This is a genomic window from Segatella copri, from assembly GCF_019249655.2.
Classification (GTDB): Bacteria; Bacteroidota; Bacteroidia; order Bacteroidales; family Bacteroidaceae; genus Prevotella.
Genome location: NZ_CP137557.1, coordinates 740,002 through 761,186 on the forward strand (window position 1 = coordinate 740,002; position 21,185 = coordinate 761,186).

Sequence of the window (21,185 nt, forward strand, 5' to 3'; positions counted from 1 at the left end):
CTTTCGATTTTAAATCGTTATTTACTTGATTTCACCTGTTCCCTTAGCGATGTTGAGGTGAACCTGCTGACCTACAGAACCTGTAGCTCTATCCTGGTCGCCGCCTGTTGCACGGTACTTGATCTTACCGTCTAATGTGACGAACTCAGAATGCCACCAGTCGTGTCCAGGAATCTTAACGTACATACGTACACCCTTATCAGTACCAGCAGGAACTGAACCTACGAATGCAGGAGATACGAATTCTCCGTCCTTGGTTGTAGGTACGGTGAATGACCAGCCTTCAGCTTCCTCTGCGAAATCGTCGCTACCAGCTGCAGGACCAATGAGCCAGATTGTTGGCTTGTTGAACTGAACGTCATAGTGGATTTCACGGTTTACAACAGAAGTTGTTACGATTACGAGATACCAGCCTGGGTTCTTGGAAGCGATATTGCCTCCATTGTCAATGATGTCGTCCTTGCAGTCGCCAGAAACAGTAATACCAGCATAACCAACTTCGCTATTATTCCATGCTGCTGCAGTATTAAACTTGATACCGCTATCGTCGATATAGACAAGATGCCAGAATGTATCCTCTGTACCATAAACCTGAACCATATCGAAGCAATTGTCCCATTTCCAATCACAGAAGTTGCCTACAGTATATACATGGCTAGGCAAGTTGACTGGTGGCAATGAGAACAAGAGGTGAATCTTGTTGAGTGAAACTACATTAGAAAGAATCTCTGTTCCTTCTACAACATTACCATTACTGGTCACAATATTTGCCTTCAAGCGGAAGTAAGCTTTAACGTCCATAGGGAAATCAGCCTCAGTCTTGCCTTTTTGCACATAGATGTTAGTCAAGGTACTTGCCAATGAAGCTGCATCAATTGCAACCTTGGCACTTGAGCTGGTTTCTGAAAGCTCAACAGCATCAGTCATATTTTCATCTGTTGCAACCTGAACTGTATATTGAACGCTTGCTGTATAGCCATAGTTTGGCTGTGAGCAGGTCAATATAATCTTAGACGAATTCGCCAGATCGATTGGTGTATTCTCCAATGCTGGAGTATTCAATTTGAACTCTGTTGGTGTCTGAATAGACGGATTAGAGTCATTGTCGTCGCTACAAGCTGTCATGAGAGTTAAACTCATGACAACGAGTAGAGCTGATTTAATTATATTTTTCATAATGAATTCCTTTTTATGTTTGCGAATTAATATCCAGGGTTCTGAATCAGATTCTTGTTAGATGTCAACTCGTTGGTTGGGATAGCAAAGATATTCAAATCTTTAGAGAAGTTACGGCCTTCCTTGGTGCCACCCTTCCACTGCCAGTTGTAGTTGACATTTCCACCATAACGGTTGAAACGGATCAGATCCATACGACGGCGACCCTCGAAGTAGAACTCACGGCTCCATTCGTCGCAGATATCGCTCAGAGAATAGCCCTTGTCTTCACGAGTAGAGGCATGTGCACGTTTGCGGATAGCATTGATAGCTGCGGTACCTTCCTCTGTAGTCTGATCACCATGCAGGCGGGCATCAGCTTCTGCAAAGTTCAGGTATGCCTCTGCAGCACGCATCAGGAAGAAGTCTGCATCTGGGAATGTAGCATCATGACCTGCGCTACCGTCTGTCTTGAAGTTGGTAAACTTAGCAACACCGAAACCGCTCTTGAAAGTAGAAACGTCATCATTATCCAATGAACGGTTTACACCATTGAAGAGAGCACGGTCGTCACCGGCAGCTTCTGCTGTAGCGTAGCTTTCAAGATTTGGAACGTTACCATTAGGGAAGAACTTCTTCACCAAGTCAGGACGAGCGCGGTTACCACCCCAAGCCTGGTCAGTACCATTGGTAGCTTTAGGGTTGTTTGGATTTGCGTGCATATCTTGATCGTAGGTAGAAGCCAACAGGAAGAGTGTAGTACCCCAGCTTGTGGTCTTCAAACCATCCTGCAAGAGAGGGAAGATACCCTCGTAAGCAGCATCTGTCTCACCGTTATCGCCCATGAAGAGCATCTGGTAAGCACTCCAGCCGTTTACGCTTGTGGTGTTCAGCTTATAAGAAGAATCCATCACCTTCTTGGCGTATGACTTAGCCTTCTCCCACTGAGGTGTGCCTGTATAAACTTCTGCATTGAGGTAGAGACGGGAGAGAAGCAACCAGCATGCAGCCTTATCTACACGGCCGTAACCGGCATCTGTTGACTTCTTAGCCTTTGCTTCAGAAAGGTTTGGCTCTATTTCAAGAAGCTCCTTCTCGAGCCATTCGTAAACCTGTGCTCTGGTATATCTTTCAGGCTTGGTCAATGGCTGAAGTGTAAATGGGATGTTGCCCCATCCGTCCATCAAGCTAAAATATTCGTATGCTCTCAGGAAGCGAATCTCTGCAAGCTTGGTTGCATCCTGATCTCCTGCTTCAGCAAGATACTGGTTGCAATAAGCAATACCTGTTGTAATACGGGCATACAAACCGGTCAACATTGGGTTTGTGGCATTGTAGCTATTATAGCAGAAGCCAGCTATACCATCATCACCCCAACCGCAGATAGCCTCATCGGTTGGTAATTCGTTTGCATTGAATGTCTGGCGTACAAAACCAGATGTACCACCGTCAATACCATCAATGTCGCAGTCACCATTAGCACCACCATTACCAGCCATGGCAAAGTTAGCGTAGCACTTGTTGAAAAGGCCATCGATGTTAAGGTTTGTCTGGATGTTTGGGTTAATCGGAGTAACATCCAAATCACCGACACATGATGTTGTTGTTCCCATTGTAAGCAGGAGTGCTGCTACAGGAACAATATTTTTAATATATTTTTTCATAATGAATATCCTTTCTTATTAGAAATTCAAGCTAAGACCAACTACAACAGAGAATGGACGTGGGTAGAGGTTGTTGTCATTACCATCGCCTACTTCTGGATCCAAGCCGTCATAATTTGTAATTGTGAATACATTTGATGCAGTAGCGTATGCACGACCTGAAAGTCCATGCCAGCCGCTTGACTTAAACAGGTTGTTGAAGCTGTAACCCAATGTGATGTTGTCACACTTCAGGAATGAAGCGTTCTTCACATAGTAGTCAGACAACTTAGAAGTAATCTCGTAGGTCTGCCAGTTTCTCTCAACAGTACTCTTCAAACGGTTAGAGAAGTACTTCAAAGAGTTAGAGAACCACTCACCTGTATTCATGTTACTCATGCCCTGCTCAACATTGTTATATACATAGTTGCCGAGGCTTGCACGCAAAGAGAAACCGAAGTCCCAGTTCTTGTATTCCAGGCGAGAAGAGAAGCCCATAGTTACAGGAGCTGCTGGGCTCTTGTAGAGATACTTATCGCTTTCATTGATCTTACCGTCACCGTTACGGTCAACTACGCAGTTCTCAATTGGCTTGCCGTTCTTGTCGTAAACCTGCTGGTAAACATAGTATGAGTTCATTGCATAACCCACCTGGTTAGCCTGCAGATAAGCACCAGAACCATCACCTACCTTGATGTTTGTATTAACAACAGGAGCACCATTCTCAGATACACCATTCAAGTCGGTAATCTCGTTCTTGTTGTAAGTGAAGTTGTATGTCATGGTCCAGAACCAGTCCTTGGTCTGGATAGCACGCCAGGTAATAGCTGCTTCAACACCGGTATTCTTCAAGGAACCGATGTTCTGCCATGCCTGGTTCTTGTAACCTGCCATAGAAGAAAGTGGAGCATAGTTCAACAGATCGGTAGTCTTTCTGTAGTACCAATCTACGCTACCAGACAATCTCTGATCCATGATGCCCCAATCCAAACCTACGTTGTAGGTAGAGGTTGTTTCCCACTTCAAGTCAGGACGGTAGTTATTTGGTCTGTAAAGTTCACCCTCACCAGTAACTGGATAGAAACCATTTGTACCAGTGCTGATAGAATAAGAAGGAATCCACTCATAGTCACCGATAGAACCAGCCTGCTGACCTGTCTTACCATAACCCAGACGGAGTTTCAAGTCAGACAACCAGTTAGCGTTCTTCAGGAATGCTTCTTCGTTAGCCTTCCATGCAAAGGCGAATGATGGGAACCATGCCCAGTGCTCCTTGAAACGTGAAGAACCATCATCACGAACGGTTGCTGTCAGGAAGTAACGGTCGAGCAATGTGTAGTTGGCACGTCCGAAGAAAGATACCAGGTAGCTTTCGCTCTTCTCGCTATATGGAGTATGAGGACGCTCTGTGCCAGCAAGACTTGCATCGTTATTTGTATCTTGATAATAGCCTACATAGTCATTGTTCTTGCTGCGCCAGAAGTGCTGCCACTCATAACCAGCCATAATGTCGAAGTGATGAATCTTGTTGAAATCCTTGTAGTACTGAGCGTAAGCACTCAAAGAGAGGTTGCGCTTCAGAATTTCCTCACCACCGTAGCTACCATAGTACATTGCGCTTGTGCAAGATGAAGCAAATGACTGGCTCTGGCGACCCTTTGAGATATCTGCACCCAAGGTTGCATGCAATCTCAAGTCCTCGAAACCGTGTACCTTATAGTCGATGTCTGCACTACCGATGAATGAACGGCTGTGAGCAATCTGACTGCCCTGATCCAGCAAAGACAGAGGGTTAGGCATCTGTGTGGTGCTGTCATAAGTGAAAGGCCATGTATTGTCACCAAATTCTGCTTTCTTTGACCACTGGAAATAGCAACCATAGTTGTAGAGAGTCTCTTTCATATAGCTGCCCAACTGATTCTTGTGGTATTGAGATGTAAACTTGTATGGATCCTGAGTAGGGTCCATTCTTACAGCTGATGATACTACAGAACCATCAGTATATAAGGTTCTTGCATACATACCCTTGGCATTCAGGTTCAATGTCAAGTGATCCTGGAAGAATGATGGGTTCAAGTTCAAAGATGCTGTAGCACGTTTGAAGTCTGATGTCTTTATGATACCCTGCTGGTCTGTATAACCTACAGAAACACGGTATGGGAGAGACTTAGCTGCGCCAGAAACTGTAATGTTGTGGTCGTGGCTGATAGCTGTACGGTAAATCAGGTCCTGCCAGTTGGTGTTGGCTGTACCCAGTGCGCTATAAGCTTCACTGTCTTTGCCATACAGTCTTTCCACATTTGCACGGAACTCGTCAGCGCTAAGAACATCAACCGTGTTCTTCTTCTCGCTGATGGTTACGCTACCAGAGTAAGAAACGGTAGGCTTCTGACCCTTGCGACCCTTCTTGGTTGTAATGATGATGACACCGTTAGAACCGCGGGAACCATAAATAGCAGTTGCAGAAGCATCTTTCAAGACACTGAAAGACTCAATATCCTGTGGGTTAACTACAGAAAGGAGGTTAGAAAGACCCTTAACACCATCGTTGTCCATTGCCAGACCATCGATAACGATCAATGGGTCGTTAGATGCGTTCAAAGAAGAACCACCACGAACACGGATCTTGGCACCACCACCAGGGGTACCATCGTTGCTGGTAATGTTTACACCGGCAACCTTACCAGTAAGCATATCCTGTGCGTTAACAACCACACCCTTATTCTTAGAATCAGGTTTGATAGCTGTAACAGAACCGGTTAAGTCAGACTTCTTAGCCACACCATAACCGATGACAACGACTTCGTTCAAAGCCTTTGAATCATCACTCATAGTAATGTTCATCTCTTTAGAAGCCTTCACGGTCTGTGGAGTCATTCCCAGATAGGTGAAAGTAAGGTTGGTACCTGGAGCTGCGTCAACAGAGAAGTTACCATCCATGTCGGTAATACCTACTGCCTTACCGTTCACTGTAATGGTAGCACCCATGACTGGTTCACCGGAAGCATCCTTCACGTGTCCCTTAATCGCATTAGTCTGCGCAAAGGAACTTGCTGTCAGAAGCAGACCACCTGCGAGGGTCAATGCTCTGAGAGGCAATTTAAATTTTACCTGCTTCATCATTTTGCTTGATTTTTAAGTTTATGTTTATAATTATATTTAAATTCGTAGTTGAATATCATTGTTAGTCTCTGGCCTTGTTTTATAAAAAAATAGGTCGAGGTTTTGCGTTGCTTATTCTTTCTGGGTGCAAATTTACAGTGTTTTTCGATACAATGCACTATTTTTTAGTTAATTCCGTTATTTCTTATGCGCAAACGTTTGCACTTGATTTGCTTGATATTAATCAAGTAAAAAGGTACAAGATAACGGATATTTGTCTAATTTTGCAGCGTAACTTAGAAACAACATGAACGAAAATAACAATATAACAATGAAGGATATTGCTCGCGACCTGGGGGTAAGCATCGCCACGGTGAGCCGAGCATTGAAGGACAGTCCGAGAATCAGTGCTGCCCAGAAGGAGCGTATTCAAGCATACGCACGTGAACATAACTTCTATCCGAACATCATCGGCGAGGCACTTCGCCACAGCAGGGTGCAGCCGATGAAGGTAATCGGAGTTATCATCCCCGAGATGGTTCACTATTATTTTATGTCTATCCTCTCGGGAATAGAGGAGGAGGCGAGAGCCAGGGGATATCGTGTGATGGTGGCGCAGAGCAAGGAACGATACGACCGAGAGGTGGCTATCTGTGAAGACTTCTATAAGAATAAGGTGTGTGGCATCATCGTTTCGCAGGCAAAGGATACCAAGCAGTATGACCATTTCGAGAAGTTGATGGACAATGGTGTGCCGCTCGTCTTCATCGACCGAATCTGTACGGGGGTGAACTGCTCCAGAGTGGTGGTGGATGACTACATGGGTGCCTTCACCGCCGTGACCCATCTCATTGATACGGGCTGCAAGAAGATAGCCTTCTATGGTTCGCCAATGAACATGGAGATTTCCAAAAACAGATACAACGGTTACCATGATGCCATCGTGAAGCATGGACTTACCGAGAACCCTGACTGGGTGAGAATCTGCGATAACCGTGCGCAGGCTGAGGCTATCACGCCTGAAATCCTGGAGCAGGATGAAGTGCCGGATGCTTTCTTCGCCATCAATGACGATACCGCCATCGGCATCCTCTATACCGCCAAGCGCATGGGATACGCTGTGCCTGATGACATCAGTATCTGCGGTTTTACCAATGGCGACCGTGCCAAGGCGAGCGACCCGATGCTTACCACCGTGGAACAGCGAGGCGTAGCAGTGGGCGAGGAAGCAGCAAATATCCTCTTCGGACAGGTGGAGGGATCCATCCAGAAGGATGATGTGGAGAAAAGAGTGGTGAGAACCCGACTTGTGGTAAGAGGAACTACGAGATAAGCTTGAACTTTGAACACCGAACATTGAAATTTAAAATAACAACAATATGACACAAAAACCTGATTTGAGTTTCTGGAAGCTCTGGAACCTGAGCTTCGGTTTCTTCGGGGTACAGATTGCCTACGCCCTTCAGAGCGCCAACATCTCCCGAATCTTTGCAACGTTGGGTGCTGACCCACACAACTTGAGTTATTTCTGGATTCTCCCTCCATTGATGGGAATCCTGGTACAGCCTATCGTAGGTACGCTGAGTGATAAGACCTGGTGCCGATTCGGTCGCCGCATCCCTTATCTCTTCGTGGGTGCCACGATTGCTGTCCTCGTGATGTGCCTGCTGCCGAATGCCGGTTCGCTGGGCCTTACCGTGAGCGGAGCCATGCTCTTCGGCTTGATTGCCCTGATGTTTCTGGATACGAGCATCAACATGGCGATGCAGCCTTTCAAGATGCTGGTGGGCGATATGGTGAACGAGAAGCAGAAGGCGAAGGCTTACTCTATCCAGAGTTTCCTCTGCAATGCCGGCTCTGTGGCTGGATACATCTTCCCGTTCCTCTTTACCTTCCTGGGTATCAAGAATGTGGCAGAACAAGGCGTTGTGCCTGATTCCGTTATCTGGTCGTTCTATGTGGGTGCTGCCATCCTGATTCTCTGTGTTATCTACACCACGATGAAGGTAAAGGAGTGGAATCCGCAGCAGTATGCGGAGTATAATGGTGTAGCTGGCGATGTGGAAAAGGAAGAAGAGGGTAAGGCCGATTGGATTACGCTCTTGAAGAATGCGCCATCTACCTTCTGGAAGGTGGGACTGGTACAGTTCTTCTGCTGGGCTGGCTTCCTCTATCTCTGGAACTATTCTACCGGTGCCATCGCCGAAACCGTTTGGAATACCACCGACCCTAAGTCGGCTGAATTCCAGGAGGCAGGCAACTGGGTGGGCATCCTCTTTGCCGTACAGGCTGTGGGCAGCGTGCTTTGGGCTGTGGTGCTTCCTCAGTTCAAAAACACCAAAATGGCTTATAGCGTGAGCTTGCTGATTGGTGGTGTGGGCTTCGCTCTTATTCCATTCCTGCACGACCAATACTTGCAGTTTATCCCATTCCTGATGATTGGTGCGGGTTGGGCAGCCATGCTGGCAATGCCATTCACCTTTGTTACCAACGCCTTGCAGGGCTATGGTCACATGGGCGCTTATCTGGGCCTGTTTAACGGAACCATCTGTATTCCTCAGATTGTGGCAGCCATCTGTGGCGGCACCATCCTGAGCTTGATTGGTTCTCATCAGAGCGACATGATGATAGTGGCTGGTGTATTGCTCATCGCCGGTGCTTTATCTGTCAGCATCATCAAGGAAAAGAAATAAGGCTTATCAAGAACCATGAATAATGCCAGTCAAGGAAAACAAATGCAAACGTTTGCATTTGTTTTTCCTCGATTTGTGCAAAAGAACCGTACTTGTTACGGATATTTTTGCTAATTTCGCACCGGAAATAAAAATAATAAATAACTAACCTCTAAATGGAGTCTTATGACAATTCATTTTAACATAGAATACAGAACCTTGTTCGGCGAGCAGCTCGTCTTGAACATTCAGAAGGAGGATGAGGAACTTAGGTTCCCGATGACCACTCTCAATGGCGAGAGATGGTCGTTTGACTGGTGTGTAGAACAGCCAGCAAAGGCTTACACCTATTATTATAGTGTAGAGCGCGATGGCAGGGTGCTCAAGACCGAGTGGCTTCTCGTGAAGCATTGCCTGGAACTGAACGCCACCAAGGCGGATGAGTTCACCCTCTATGACAGTTGGAAGGTGATACCTGAGGATGCTTATCTTTACAGCAGTGCCTTTACCGATTGCATCAATCACCAGGCTCCAGAAGAACTGGCGATGCAGAACTGTGCCAAGACCGTACGCCTCATCGTGCGTGCCCCTCAGCTTCGTGATGGAGAAAGACTCGGAGTGGTGGGTGCCGACAATGTGCTGGGTGCATGGAATGCAGAAAAAATGCTGAAGATGACACAGCACACCTATAACGAATGGGTGGCAGATGTGGATGCTGTTCATCTGCAGACCGCTCACATGGAGTTCAAGTTTGTGGCTTACAACGAGAAGAAGGACCTGCTTTTCTGGGAAACAGGCATGAACCGCACCATCGACCTGCCGGAGATGAAGGCTGGTGATGCCATCGCTTATGATCTGGACCAGGCTTTCTTTGCCCTCTACAACCGCAAGCTTGCCGGAACGCAGGTGCCAGTATTCTCCTTGCGCAGCGAGAAGAGTGCCGGCGTGGGCGACTTCGGCGACCTGAAGACCATGATAGACCTCGTGGCTTCTACCGGTCAGAAAGTTCTTCAGCTTCTGCCAATCAATGATACTACCATCACCCATACCTGGACGGACAGTTATCCATATAGCTGCATCAGCGTCTTTGCCATCCATCCGATGTATGCCGATCTGAATGCGTTGCCAGCGTTGAAGGACAAGAAGGCTCGCGAGGAGGCAGAGAAGACCCGCAAGGAACTCAATGCCTTGCATCAGATTGATTATGAGAAGGTGAATGATTACAAGCAGAATTATCTGCAACAGATATTTGCACAGGAAGGTAAAAAGATGATGTCGGGAGCCGATTTCAAGGCTTTCATTCAGGATACACAACAGTGGCTCGTGCCTTACGCACAGTATTCTTACCTGCGCGACAAGAATGGCACTGCCGACTTCACTCAGTGGCCAGACCATAACATCTGGGATGAGGCTGAGCGCAAGGATTTGACCAACCCAGAAGCCGAGGCATACAAGAATGTGGAGTTCTTCTACTTCGTGCAGTTCATCCTGAACAAGCAGATGCAGGAGGCGCACGAACATGCCAAGGCGAAGGGCGTTATCCTGAAGGGTGATATTCCTATTGGCGTACATCGCCACAGCTGCGATGTCTGGATGGAGCCTAAGTACTTCAATCTGAACGGTCAGGCGGGTGCTCCACCTGATGATTTCTCTGTGAATGGTCAGAATTGGGGATTCCCTACTTACAACTGGGATGAGATGTTGAAGGACGGTTGCCAGTGGTGGACCCGCCGCTTCCAGAATATGTCGAAGTTCTTTGATGCCTATCGCATCGACCATGTGCTCGGCTTCTTCCGCATCTGGGAAATCCCTGTGGATAGCGTGCATGGTTTGCTCGGACAGTTTGCCCCAGCCCTCGGCATGACCCGTGAGGAGATTCAGAGCTACGGCTTGAACTTCCAGGAGGACAGATTCCTCCGTCCGTTCATTACCGACTGGATATTGGACCGTATGTTCCATGAGCGTGCCGACGAAGTGAAGGAGAAGTATCTCGACCGCCTGGATGAGGAACGCTATCAGATGAAGACTGAGGTAGATACCCAGCGCAAGGTGGAGGCTCTCTTTGCTGATGTGACAGAAGAGAAGGAAATCTGGTTGCGTGATGGCTTGTATGCCCTGATCAGCGACGTGCTCTTCGTTCGCGACCGCAAGAACCCAGGACTCTTCCATCCACGTATCTCGGCACAGCTCGACTTTGTCTACGAGTCGCTCTATGATGTTGACAAGGCAGCATTCAATCGTCTTTATAACGACTACTTCTATCGCCGAAACAACCAGTTCTGGTATGGCGAGGCGATGAAGAAGTTGCCTAAGCTGGTTCAGGCTACCCGCATGCTGGTTTGTGCCGAAGACCTGGGTATGGTACCTGATTGTGTGCCATGGGTGATGAACGAATTGAAGATATTGAGTCTGGAACTCCAGAGCATGCCAAAGGATCCATCGGTTAAGTTTGGTCATCTGAGCCGTAACCCATACCGCTCTGTCTGCACCATCTCCAGTCATGATATGCCTACCTTGCGTATGTGGTGGGACGAGAACATCTCCCGTACCCAGGAGTATTACAATACGATGCTCTATCGTGAAGGACCAGCTCCTCATCCGCTCCCAGGTTGGTTGGCAAGAGACATCATCTCCCGCCATCTTACCTCTCCATCCATGCTCTGCGTATTGAGCGTACAGGATTGGCTTGCCATCGATGAAAAGCTCCGTTTGCCAGATGCCGATGCCGAGCGCATCAACATCCCAGCCAATCCAAAGCACTACTGGCGCTATCGCATGCACCTGAGTCTGGAAGAGTTGGCTGCCAGCAAGGAGTTCATGGAGAACATCTCCGAACTGATAGCTCAGGGTGGCCGCAACTAAAATGTTGCAATAGCAAATGCAAAATCGTGCAAACGTTTGCACCTTGATATACGGAAAAATACCCTCCCATTTAGCGGAGGGTATTTTTGTTTTTTGTATCTTTGCACTGTCTTAAGAATAAACAGATTATGATTAAGGTTAACTAACAAGGATTCAAAAAAACAAGAATAAGCAATAACTGAACAGTATGAAGAAACTGAATGTATTAGTGATGGGCCTCTTGCTCCCGATGTTGGCAGCAGCCCAGACCGTTAAGTCGCCTAACGGCAACGTCTCGGTAACTTTCTCTTTATCCGAAAAGGGACAGCCTACCTACGAGATGAGCTATAAGGGAAAGACTGTATGTAAGCCATCGCATCTCGGACTGGAGCTGGCGAAGGATAAGCACGCCTCTAAGGGTATGGAGGAAACCAGCCTGATGGATGGTTTCACAGAAACCGGCAGCAAGACATCGACCTTCGATGAAACCTGGAAGCCAGTATGGGGCGAGACTGCTACCATCCGCAACCATTACAACGAGATGGAGGTAAACCTGAACCAGGCTTCCTCCAAGCGTAACATCACCATCCGTTTCCGTGTATATGATTATGGTATGGGCTTGCGCTATGAGTTCCCTCAGCAGGAAAGTCTGAACTACTTTGTGATTCAGGAGGAGCATACCCAGTTTGCCATGGCAGGCGATCATACTGCCTACTGGATTCCGGGCGATTACGACACCCAGGAGTATGACTACAACATTACTCCATTGACCGGCATCCGTCCAGTCATCGCCAAGAACCGCGAATCTTACAAGAGTAATTCATCTACCACCGTCTTCTCGGATACCGGTGTTCAGACATCGCTCCAGATGAAGACCAAGGATGGTCTCTATATCAATATTCACGAGGCTGCCTGTCTGGATTATCCAACCATGCACCTCAACCTGGATGAGAAGACATTGACCTTTGAGTCTTGGTTGACTCCTGATGCCGTGGGCAGAAAGGGATTCATCCAGACTCCGTTCAATACTCCTTGGCGTACCGTGATGGTGAGCGATGATGCCCGTGATATGCTTTCATGCAAGTTGACATTGAATCTCAACGAGCCTTGCAAGATTAAGGATACTTCATGGATTCATCCTACCAAGTACTGCGGTGTATGGTGGAACATGATCGTTGGCACCAAGACCTGGAGCTATACCAACGACCTGCCATCAGTTCGCCTCGGTGTAACCGATTACAGCAAGTGCAAGCCTAATGGCACCCATGGTGCAACCAACGAGGAGGTAAAGCGCTACATCGACTTTGCAGCCAAGAACGGTTTGCAGGAGGTGCTTGTAGAAGGCTGGAACGAAGGTTGGGAAGACTGGTTCGGTCATCAGAAGCTCGATGTCTTCGATTTCGTGACTCCATATCCTGACTTCGATATCAAGATGCTCAACGACTATGCTCATTCCAAGGGTGTGAAGCTGATGATGCATCACGAGACATCTTCTGCTGCTCTCAACTACGAGCGCCACATGGAGGATGCCTTCAACCTGATGAATAAATATGGCTATGATGCCGTGAAGACCGGTTATGTGGGCGATATCATCCCAAGAGGTGAGTATCACTACAGCCAGTTGATGAACAATCACTACCAGCGTGTGGTTGAAACTGCAGCCAAGCATCATATCATGGTGAATGCCCACGAGGCAACCCGTCCTACTGGTATCTGCCGCACCTGGCCTAACCTGGTGGGTAACGAGAGTGCCCGTGGTACAGAGTACGAGGCATTTGGCGGCAGCAAGCCTTATCACACCGTGATGTTGCCATTTACCCGTCTGCAGGGTGGTCCGATGGATTATACCCCTGGTATCTTCGAGACCAAGCTTTCTGAGTGGAGCAACAACCCAAGCTATGTTCATACCACACTCTGTGGTCAGCTTTCTCTCTATCTCGTCATGTACAGTCCTTTGCAGATGGCAGCCGATCTTCCTGAGCATTATGAGAAGTATGACGATGCCTTCCAGTTTATCCGCGACGTAGCTTGCGACTGGGACGACTCCAAGTATCTGGAGGCAGAGCCAGCTAAGTATATCACCGTAGCCCGCAAGGCAAAGGGCACAGACAACTGGTTTGTTGGTGGCAAGACCGATGCAGCCCGCACATCTGTAGTAAAGCTCGACTTCCTCGATAAGGGAAAGAAGTATGCTTGCGCCATCTATCAGGACGGCAAGAATGCCGATTACGAGAAGAATCCTAAATCTTACCAGATCATCCGCAAGACTGTGAAGAAGGGTGATGTATTGAAGATTAAAGAAGCACGTGGTGGTGGTTTCGCCATCTCATTGCTTGCTAAATAATGATTAGGAACATAGAGAAGTAGAAGTTTAGGGAAGATGCATATTTCTTCCCTAAACTCCTTTTCTGTTCTATTTGGCAACTATCCATTTGAATATAGATTCAATTAACAATAATAGATAATGAAAATCCAAAAACTAATAATTGCAGCATTGACAGCATCGATTTTACCAACTTCATTGAGTGCGCAGCAGACATTCAATGAGATGATGTATTCCAAGGAGAAAACCATGTTCGTTCTCAATGCCCCAACAGCAGGCAAGTCTTCTGTTACTATCCGTCTTTATAAGGATGGACAAAAAGGTAAGGCTTACAAGACGCTGAAGATGAAGAAGATGGGCGATGAACGATGGGGGGCTACCGTGAAGGGCGACCTGAAGGGTAAGTTCTATACCTTCGATATCGGTAAGGGTGAAACTCCAGGTACATTTGCTAAGGCGGTAGGTGTCAACGGAAACCGTGGTGCTATCGTTGATTTGTATGATACCGACCCTGTGGGATGGGACAAGGATGTGCGCCCAGCCATCCAGTCGCCAGCCGACCTCGTTATCTACGAGCTCCACGTACGTGATTTCTCCGTTTCTCCTACATCGGGCTTGAAGTATCAGGGCAAGTATCTCGCCCTTACCGAACCTAAGGCTATCGAATATCTCAAGAATCTCGGCATCAATGCCATCCATTTTCAGCCGGTATTCGATTATGCATCCGTAGATGAAACCCAGCTCAACAAGCCTCAGTTCAACTGGGGCTACGATCCGAAGAACTATAATGTGCCGGAAGGCAGTTACAGCACCGACCCTTATACTCCGGGAACCCGCATCAAGGAGTTCAAGGAGATGGTGATGGCGCTTCACAAGGCTGGTATCCGAGTGATTTTCGATGCTGTGTATAATCATACCTTCGATATCAATGGCAGCAACTTCCAGCGTACTTATCCTGATTATTATTATCGCAAGAATAAAGATGGAAAGTATAGTGATGGTTCCGGCTGCGGCAACGAGACCGCATCAGAAAGGCCTTTGATGCGCCAGTTTATGCTGGAGAGCGTGAAGTACTGGATTGATGAATTCCATATTGACGGCTTCCGCTTTGACCTGATGGGTGTTCACGATATAGAGACCATGCAGGCTATCCGTGAGATGGTGAACCGCATCGATCCTAGCATTTATATCTATGGTGAGGGATGGAGTGCAGGCAGCTGTGCTTATCCTACGGAGAAACTCGCCATGAAGGCGAATACCCATCAGTTGAATGGTATCGGTGCCTTCAGCGATGATATGCGTGATGCCCTCCGTGGTCCTTTCTCTGATGACCATAAGGGTGCGCTCCTGGCTGGTCTTTCTGGCGAGGAGGAGAGTCTGAAGTTCGGTATCGTGGGTGGCATCGCTCATCCGCAGGTGGATATGAACAAGGTGAATTATGACAAGAAGCCTTGGACCAACAACCCAACCGAGCAGATCAGCTATGTAAGCTGCCACGATGATATGTGTCTGGTAGATAGATTGAAGGCAAGCATCCCATCCCTGACAGATAAGAATATTCCTGAAGAGATGCGTACTGCCGAGTTGCTCCGCATCGACCAGCTTGCCCAGACCTGTGTGTTCACTTCGCAGGGTGTGCCTTTCATCCTTGCCGGTGAAGAGATGCTTCGCGACAAGAAGGGTGTTCACAACAGCTACAACTCTCCTGACAGCATCAACCAGTTTACTTGGACCAATCTGCAGAAGTATCCACAGGCGTTCACCTTCTATAAGAATCTGATTCAGCTTCGCAAGAACCATCCAGCCTTCCGTCTTTCTACAGGCGATAAGGTACGTCAGCATCTGGAGTTCCTGCCTAGTCAGGATGCCAAGGGCAACCAGCAGACTTGCCTCGTAGGTTTCCAGCTCAAGAACCTGGAGGGCATCGATGCCTGGAAGCAGATCATTGTTATCTATAATTTCAACAAGCAGGCAAAGAAGATGCAGATTCCTGAGGGCAATTACACCGTGGCTTGCTGCAATGGTGTTATCAACGAGGAAGGTTTGGGCTTCATCTCCGGAAAGGAAGTAGAGGTTGCCCCTCAGTCTGCCTTGATTCTTTATCAGAAATAGTCTATATATAATAAGGTATCAGAATAGTCTATATATATAATAAGGTGTAATTATGAAAAAGATAATAGCTTCATTAGTGCTTATGGGTAGCGCAATAAGTATGAATGCGGCAGTCAACGTAAGCCGCATTGAACCTACCGACTGGTATGTGGGTATGAAGGATGCTTCGCTCCAGCTGATGGTGTATGGCAAGGATATCAAGAATGCTGATGTTACGGTGGATTATCCGGGTGTGAAGGTGGATAGCATCGCCCGCCTCGATTCTCCTAACTATCTCCTGGTGTATCTCAATCTCGATGGTGCCAAGGCTGGAGAGATGATACTCAACTTCAAGCAGGGCAAGCAGTCGAAGAAGGTGAAGTATGTGTTGAAAAACCGCGAGATGGCGGGCGACAAGCGTATCGGTTTCTCTAACGAGGATGTGCTCTACATGCTGATGCCCGACCGTTTTGCCAATGGCAATCTGAAGAACGATGCCTTTAAGAATATGCGTGACAAGACCTGCGACCGCACGGCACCTAGTCTTCGTCATGGTGGCGACCTGGAGGGAATCCGCCAGCATCTGGATTATTTCAACCAGTTGGGCGTAACCGCCCTGTGGTTTACTCCGGTTTTGGAGAACGACAGTCCTAATGATGGCAAGAACAGTACCTATCATGGTTATGCTACCACCAACTACTATCGTGTAGATCCACGCTTCGGAACCAACGAGGAGTACAAGCAGCTTATTGCTGAGGCTCACAAGAAGGGATTGAAGGTGGTGATGGATATGATTTTCAACCATTGCGGTTTCGATCATCCTTGGGTAGCCGATATGCCATCAAAGGATTGGTTCAATGCTCCAGAATGGCTTGCTCCGGAAAATCAGACACCGGAGCATCAGAAGAAGATAGGTACCGTGGATGGTGCAGCCAAGGTAAACGACAAGTATCTGCAAACAAGTTATAAGTTGACTCCTGTGCTCGATCCATACGCCAGCAAGGTAGATTTCAAGGAAACCGTAGATGGCTGGTTTGTGCCAAGTATGCCAGATTTGAACCAGCGCAATCCGCACGTCATCAAGTATCTGATTCAGAACAGTGAGTGGTGGATAGAGACCGTTGGCATCGATGGCATCCGCATGGATACCTATCCATACGCCGACCGTGATGCGATGGCACACTGGATGAAAGTGCTGGGCGAGGAATATCCTCACTTCAATACTGTGGGCGAGACTTGGGTAACCGAGCCTGCCTATACCGCCGCATGGCAGAAAGACAGCAAGCTCTCAGAAAAGAACAGCTATCTGCCTACCGTGATGGATTTCGCCTTCTTCGACCGCATCAACAGTGCGAAGAACGAGGAGACTGATGACTGGTGGAACGGCATGAACCGCATCTACAACGTGTTCTGCTACGACTATCTCTATCCGAACCCAAAGAGCGTAATGGCATTCGTTGAAAATCACGATACCGACCGCTTCCTGGGTGAAGGCAAGGATACCCTGGCATTGAAGCAGGCGCTGGCCCTTCTCCTCACCGTCAACCGTACCCCACAGCTCTATTACGGAACCGAGGTGCTGATGAATGGTACCAAGAGTGTAACCGATGGCAACGTGCGCAAGGACTTCCCTGGCGGTTGGGCAGGTGACAAGCACAATGCCTTTACTGCCGAAGGAAGAACACAGGCTGAAAACCAGATGTTCGACTGGCTCAGCCGATTATTGCATTGGCGCCAGGGCAACGAGGTCATCACCAAAGGCAAGCAGACCCAGTTCTGTCCGCAGAAGGGTGTGTATGTCATTGCCCGCCAGTACAAGGGAAAGAGCGTGATGACCATCATCAACGGCAAGAAGGAAGCCAACGAACTGAATGTTTCCCGCTATGCGGAAATCATTGGAAATGCAGAGAAGGCCGTCGACGTAACCACCGGACGTACCGTTTTGGTCAACAAGAACATCAAACTCCGTCCACGTCAGGCGATGATACTCGAATTCTAAAATATTCAATCATTTCATACCTATTGGTGTAAATTTACACCGATAGGTATTTTTTTTTCTCCTAAACATTCTTTCGTTTCAATTATTCTTTGTACTTTTGCACGCATAACCTATATAGACAAATGATTAGATACATTTTTACCATCATAGTAGCATTTTTCATAACTTTGAGCAGTTTTGCGCAAGGTGGTCTGCCTAGTCGCTTTAATGTAAGCTACCTCAACATGGCAGCAGGAATGCCTAATAATTTTGCCGATGATATCTTTCTGGATTCTTACGGCTTTGTGTGGATCAGTACCCATGGTGGTGGTCTGGTGCGTTACGATGGTTTCAACTTCGTGAACTTCGGATTGGGTTCCAATGGCATCAGTTTGCGAAGCAACAGTTGTCGCAATGTATACGAAGACCATTTCCGTCGTCTCTGGATTGCCTTCGAGGAAGGTCCGCAGGTGCTCGACCTCAATACGATGCAACCCATCGTTCCTCCTTGCGAAAGCGAGAAGGTGGAGGTGCAGCTCAAGAAGGCATTGAAGAATCTTTGCACCCGAATGTATTGCGATGCCAAGGGCAATATCTGGATGGTTTCCATCAATCTCCTTACCCGTTTCGGCTTTAATGAAAAGGGCGAGGTCAACAGCGTCTTGACCATTGACTATCCTTTCAATGCGCCCGACCTGGGACTTAGCGATGTATATCGCCGGGGAACGGTGGTGTTGTGCAACAATGGTGTGGTGAGCGAGTTCTCGGTAAAGAACAATAAGTTGGTTGCCAGGGATATCTCCTCTATGTTTCCACCGCTCGATGGACGCTATGCCGGTGCAATCATCTCTTATCATGGTAAAATCTGGATTGCCACCAACCGTGGTCTCTTCAATAGTGCCAAGCAGCAATATCATTGCTCGGCTACCGACCATTCACTCCAGCACGAAGTGGTGACGAGTCTTGCTGTCACTCCGGATGATAAACTCCTGGTGGGTACGCTCTGTGGCGTGGAAATCATCAATGACAAAACTGGCGAGATTGAGCATTGGAATAGTTCTTCTGCGGTTAATCCGTTGAGCAGTAACTTCGTGAACAGTCTCTTTGCCAAGAACGGACAGATATGGGTGGGCACGGAGACGGGTGGTGTCACCAAGTTGGCTCCCCGCCAGTTGCTGCTCGAATTCTATCGCCATGATGCGGCGAATCCAGGAAGTCTTTCTCCCAATGCCGTCAATGCCATGTATGCGGCACCCGATGGTACGCTGTGGGTAGGAACCGTGGAAGGCGGACTTAACTCTCTGGCTCCTGGTGGCAAGAGCTTTACCCATTATACCGTTGCCAATTCCGGTTTGCCTCATAACAGCGTTTCTACTCTTGCCGCCGACAACCGTGGCAACCTCTGGATAGGAACCTGGGGTGCGGGCTTTGCCGTGATGAACCTCAAGCAGCCGGTTAAGATTACGCCGCTTGTGGTGGATGGAAGATTTCAGCGTCTGCTCCTGTTTGCCGGTGCCATGGCTTACGACCCTATCAATGATGGCATGTGGCTTGGCACCAACGACGGTCTCTTCTTCTACGACATGAAGCGGCAGCAGATTATCGAGCCATTTGAGGGATGCCTCAATGTGCGTGGCTGCATCGGAAGTCTCATTACCCGAAATGGCAAGCTTCTGTTGGGTTGTGTGCAGGGTATGGTAGAGGTGAACCTGAAATCCCGCCATGGCAAGGATGCCTTTGACGTGCAGTATCATCCTTATAAGCTTGATCATCCTGAGAGTGGGGTGATAGATAAGATTATCTCCTTCTGCCAGGCTAAGGATGGTAAGATCTGGCTGGGCAGCAATGGCTATGGCTTATACTGCTACCAATATAATAAGGAGGGAAAAGCGGAAGTGAAATCATTCACCACCAGCAATGGATTGGCCAACAATACCGTCAAGGGTATCGTGGAGGACAACCAGGGCATGCTGTGGATTGCTACGGACAACGGACTTTCGGTTTTCAATCCGGATACGGAGACCTTTACCAGTTTCTATAAGAATGATGGTCTGCTCAGTGCCCAGTTCTATTTCAATGGAGCCATCCGCAATGCAAAGGGCGAGATATTCCTGGGTACGGATGGAGGCATGATGGCGGTGATGGGAGCTAATCCTACGGTGCATGAGGTAGGCAAATTGCGCTTTACCGAACTCCTGGTAGATAACCAGCCTACCTTTGCAGGCAGCGATTATCTGGATGATGATATCTCTATCGCTAAGAGAATCAGCATCCATGAGAGCGATAAGTCGTTCACCATCTACTTCTCTGCACTCAACTATGGCAGCGAGACCCAGGGCGTGTATCTCTATCGCATGAAGGGATATGAGAACGAATGGGTTCAGCTGCAGCCGGGGCAGCATAGTGTACGCTATTCCACTTTGCCGGCAGGCAAGTATGAGTTTGAGGTGAAATACATCCCTTCCATCGATTCTAGCAACGAGCAGGTCATCTCCATTGCCGTGAAGGTGACGCCTTACTTCTGGAAGAGTTGGTGGTTCATTACCATAATAGTCATCGGCATCATCGCTTTGGCTCAGTATGCCTATATCCGCAAGTTGGATAAGATGCGTGAACGTGAGGTGGAAGCCTTATACCGTCCTATCGAGGCTGCCTTGAAGGATAGTGACGAGCCTGGCAAGCTTCAGAGTCGTATCCAGATGATTCTAGAAAACCAGAAGCGCTATCAGGAAAGTCAGCAGAAAACCATCGAGGCGGATAAGAAGGAGGTGGCTGAACACACCAAACCGTTTATGGATTCCATCATGGAAGTGATGGAGAAGAACTATGATAACTCCGAGTTTGGCGTTCAGGAACTCGCCGATGCGATGGGAATGAACCGGAGCATCTTGAGCAAGAAACTCAATGCGGAGTGTGGATTGCCTACGGCGCAGTTTATCCGTAACTATCGCCTGGATATTGCCAAGAAACTGATTATGGAGAATGTGGCCAATCGCAACATCACCGAGATTGCCTATCGTGTGGGATTCAACGACCCGAAATACTTCACCCGTTGCTTTACCAAACAGTATGGGGCATCTCCTTCCTCTTTCAAGGAATAGCGGTTCTTATCCCTTTCAGGGAATAAATGTTTCCTCTTTCTGGGGTGGATAAATGTGTATCTGCTAAGTCTGCATAGCAAAATCAGACTTAGCAGATATTTTTTTGTTTCTTTTTCTGTTGCAAGTTGTGAAAGTGTATGTGCGGGCACACACAAAGTGGATAACTAAAGAAATATAGTATAAATCCACCCTTTTTGCAATTTGTCCACCTATAAAATGCGTTTGTCCACCCGCTATTTTGTGATTAATTGTACTTTTGCCACCACAAAACAACGTTTG

The 21,185-nt window shown here is 47.8% G+C and carries 10 protein-coding genes; 7 read left to right on the forward strand and 3 right to left on the reverse strand.

Going from position 1 to position 21,185, the window contains the following annotated elements:
* Positions 1 to 21: 21 nt before the first annotated feature.
* Genes KUA49_RS02890 through KUA49_RS02900 form a run of 3 tightly spaced genes read right to left on the reverse strand, consistent with a single transcriptional unit; the run spans position 22 to position 5,921 of the window.
* On the reverse strand, positions 22 to 1,176 hold the full coding sequence (locus KUA49_RS02890) for a SusF/SusE family outer membrane protein (RefSeq protein WP_218411894.1): 1,155 nt from the start codon (positions 1,174 to 1,176) through the stop codon (positions 22 to 24).
* A gap of 26 nt (positions 1,177 to 1,202) precedes the next feature.
* Positions 1,203 to 2,819 (reverse strand): RagB/SusD family nutrient uptake outer membrane protein, encoded by a 1,617-nt coding sequence (locus tag KUA49_RS02895; RefSeq protein ID WP_218411893.1) that lies wholly within the window; start codon positions 2,817 to 2,819, stop codon positions 1,203 to 1,205.
* 18 nt (positions 2,820 to 2,837) lie between these two features.
* On the reverse strand, positions 2,838 to 5,921 hold the full coding sequence (locus KUA49_RS02900; protein WP_218411892.1) for a SusC/RagA family TonB-linked outer membrane protein: 3,084 nt from the start codon (positions 5,919 to 5,921) through the stop codon (positions 2,838 to 2,840).
* A gap of 286 nt (positions 5,922 to 6,207) precedes the next feature.
* On the opposite strand from KUA49_RS02900, the gene KUA49_RS02905 reads away from it, so the two are divergent.
* The 7 genes from KUA49_RS02905 (at position 6,208) to KUA49_RS02935 (ending at position 20,906) form a co-directional block, all read left to right on the forward strand.
* The gene (locus KUA49_RS02905) at positions 6,208 to 7,233 is read left to right on the forward strand and encodes a LacI family DNA-binding transcriptional regulator (protein ID WP_218411891.1); all 1,026 of its coding nucleotides are present in this window, start codon (positions 6,208 to 6,210) and stop codon (positions 7,231 to 7,233) included.
* Between the two features lie 46 nt (positions 7,234 to 7,279).
* The gene (locus KUA49_RS02910; protein WP_218411890.1) at positions 7,280 to 8,593 is read left to right on the forward strand and encodes an MFS transporter; all 1,314 of its coding nucleotides are present in this window, start codon (positions 7,280 to 7,282) and stop codon (positions 8,591 to 8,593) included.
* 165 nt (positions 8,594 to 8,758) lie between these two features.
* Positions 8,759 to 11,434: a 4-alpha-glucanotransferase gene (locus KUA49_RS02915; RefSeq protein WP_218411889.1), complete on the forward strand. Its 2,676-nt coding sequence runs from the start codon at positions 8,759 to 8,761 to the stop codon at positions 11,432 to 11,434.
* 187 nt (positions 11,435 to 11,621) lie between these two features.
* On the forward strand, positions 11,622 to 13,757 hold the full coding sequence (locus KUA49_RS02920) for a glycoside hydrolase family 97 protein (protein ID WP_218411888.1): 2,136 nt from the start codon (positions 11,622 to 11,624) through the stop codon (positions 13,755 to 13,757).
* A gap of 120 nt (positions 13,758 to 13,877) precedes the next feature.
* A complete protein-coding gene (pulA, locus tag KUA49_RS02925; RefSeq protein ID WP_218411887.1) occupies positions 13,878 to 15,848 on the forward strand; it encodes a type I pullulanase in 1,971 nt (656 codons plus the stop codon).
* Between the two features lie 52 nt (positions 15,849 to 15,900).
* Positions 15,901 to 17,826, forward strand: coding sequence for a glycoside hydrolase family 13 protein (locus KUA49_RS02930; protein WP_218411886.1), 1,926 nt, complete (start codon positions 15,901 to 15,903; stop codon positions 17,824 to 17,826).
* A gap of 122 nt (positions 17,827 to 17,948) precedes the next feature.
* On the forward strand, positions 17,949 to 20,906 hold the full coding sequence (locus KUA49_RS02935; protein ID WP_218411885.1) for a two-component regulator propeller domain-containing protein: 2,958 nt from the start codon (positions 17,949 to 17,951) through the stop codon (positions 20,904 to 20,906).
* Positions 20,907 to 21,185 lie beyond the last annotated feature (279 nt).

Bases quoted from the DNA above. Each gene is read 5' to 3' on its own strand.
- KUA49_RS02895 (WP_218411893.1), bottom strand. From the start codon at position 2,819: ATGAAAAAATATATTAAAAATATTGTTCCTGTAGCAGCACTCCTGCTT.
- KUA49_RS02930 (WP_218411886.1), top strand. From the start codon at position 15,901: ATGAAAAAGATAATAGCTTCATTAGTGCTTATGGGTAGCGCAATAAGT.
- KUA49_RS02905 (WP_218411891.1), top strand. From the start codon at position 6,208: ATGAACGAAAATAACAATATAACAATGAAGGATATTGCTCGCGACCTG.
- pulA (WP_218411887.1), top strand. From the start codon at position 13,878: ATGAAAATCCAAAAACTAATAATTGCAGCATTGACAGCATCGATTTTA.
- KUA49_RS02890 (WP_218411894.1), bottom strand. From the start codon at position 1,176: ATGAAAAATATAATTAAATCAGCTCTACTCGTTGTCATGAGTTTAACT.
- KUA49_RS02920 (WP_218411888.1), top strand. From the start codon at position 11,622: ATGAAGAAACTGAATGTATTAGTGATGGGCCTCTTGCTCCCGATGTTG.
- KUA49_RS02910 (WP_218411890.1), top strand. From the start codon at position 7,280: ATGACACAAAAACCTGATTTGAGTTTCTGGAAGCTCTGGAACCTGAGC.
- KUA49_RS02900 (WP_218411892.1), bottom strand. From the start codon at position 5,921: ATGATGAAGCAGGTAAAATTTAAATTGCCTCTCAGAGCATTGACCCTC.
- KUA49_RS02935 (WP_218411885.1), top strand. From the start codon at position 17,949: ATGATTAGATACATTTTTACCATCATAGTAGCATTTTTCATAACTTTG.
- KUA49_RS02915 (WP_218411889.1), top strand. From the start codon at position 8,759: ATGACAATTCATTTTAACATAGAATACAGAACCTTGTTCGGCGAGCAG.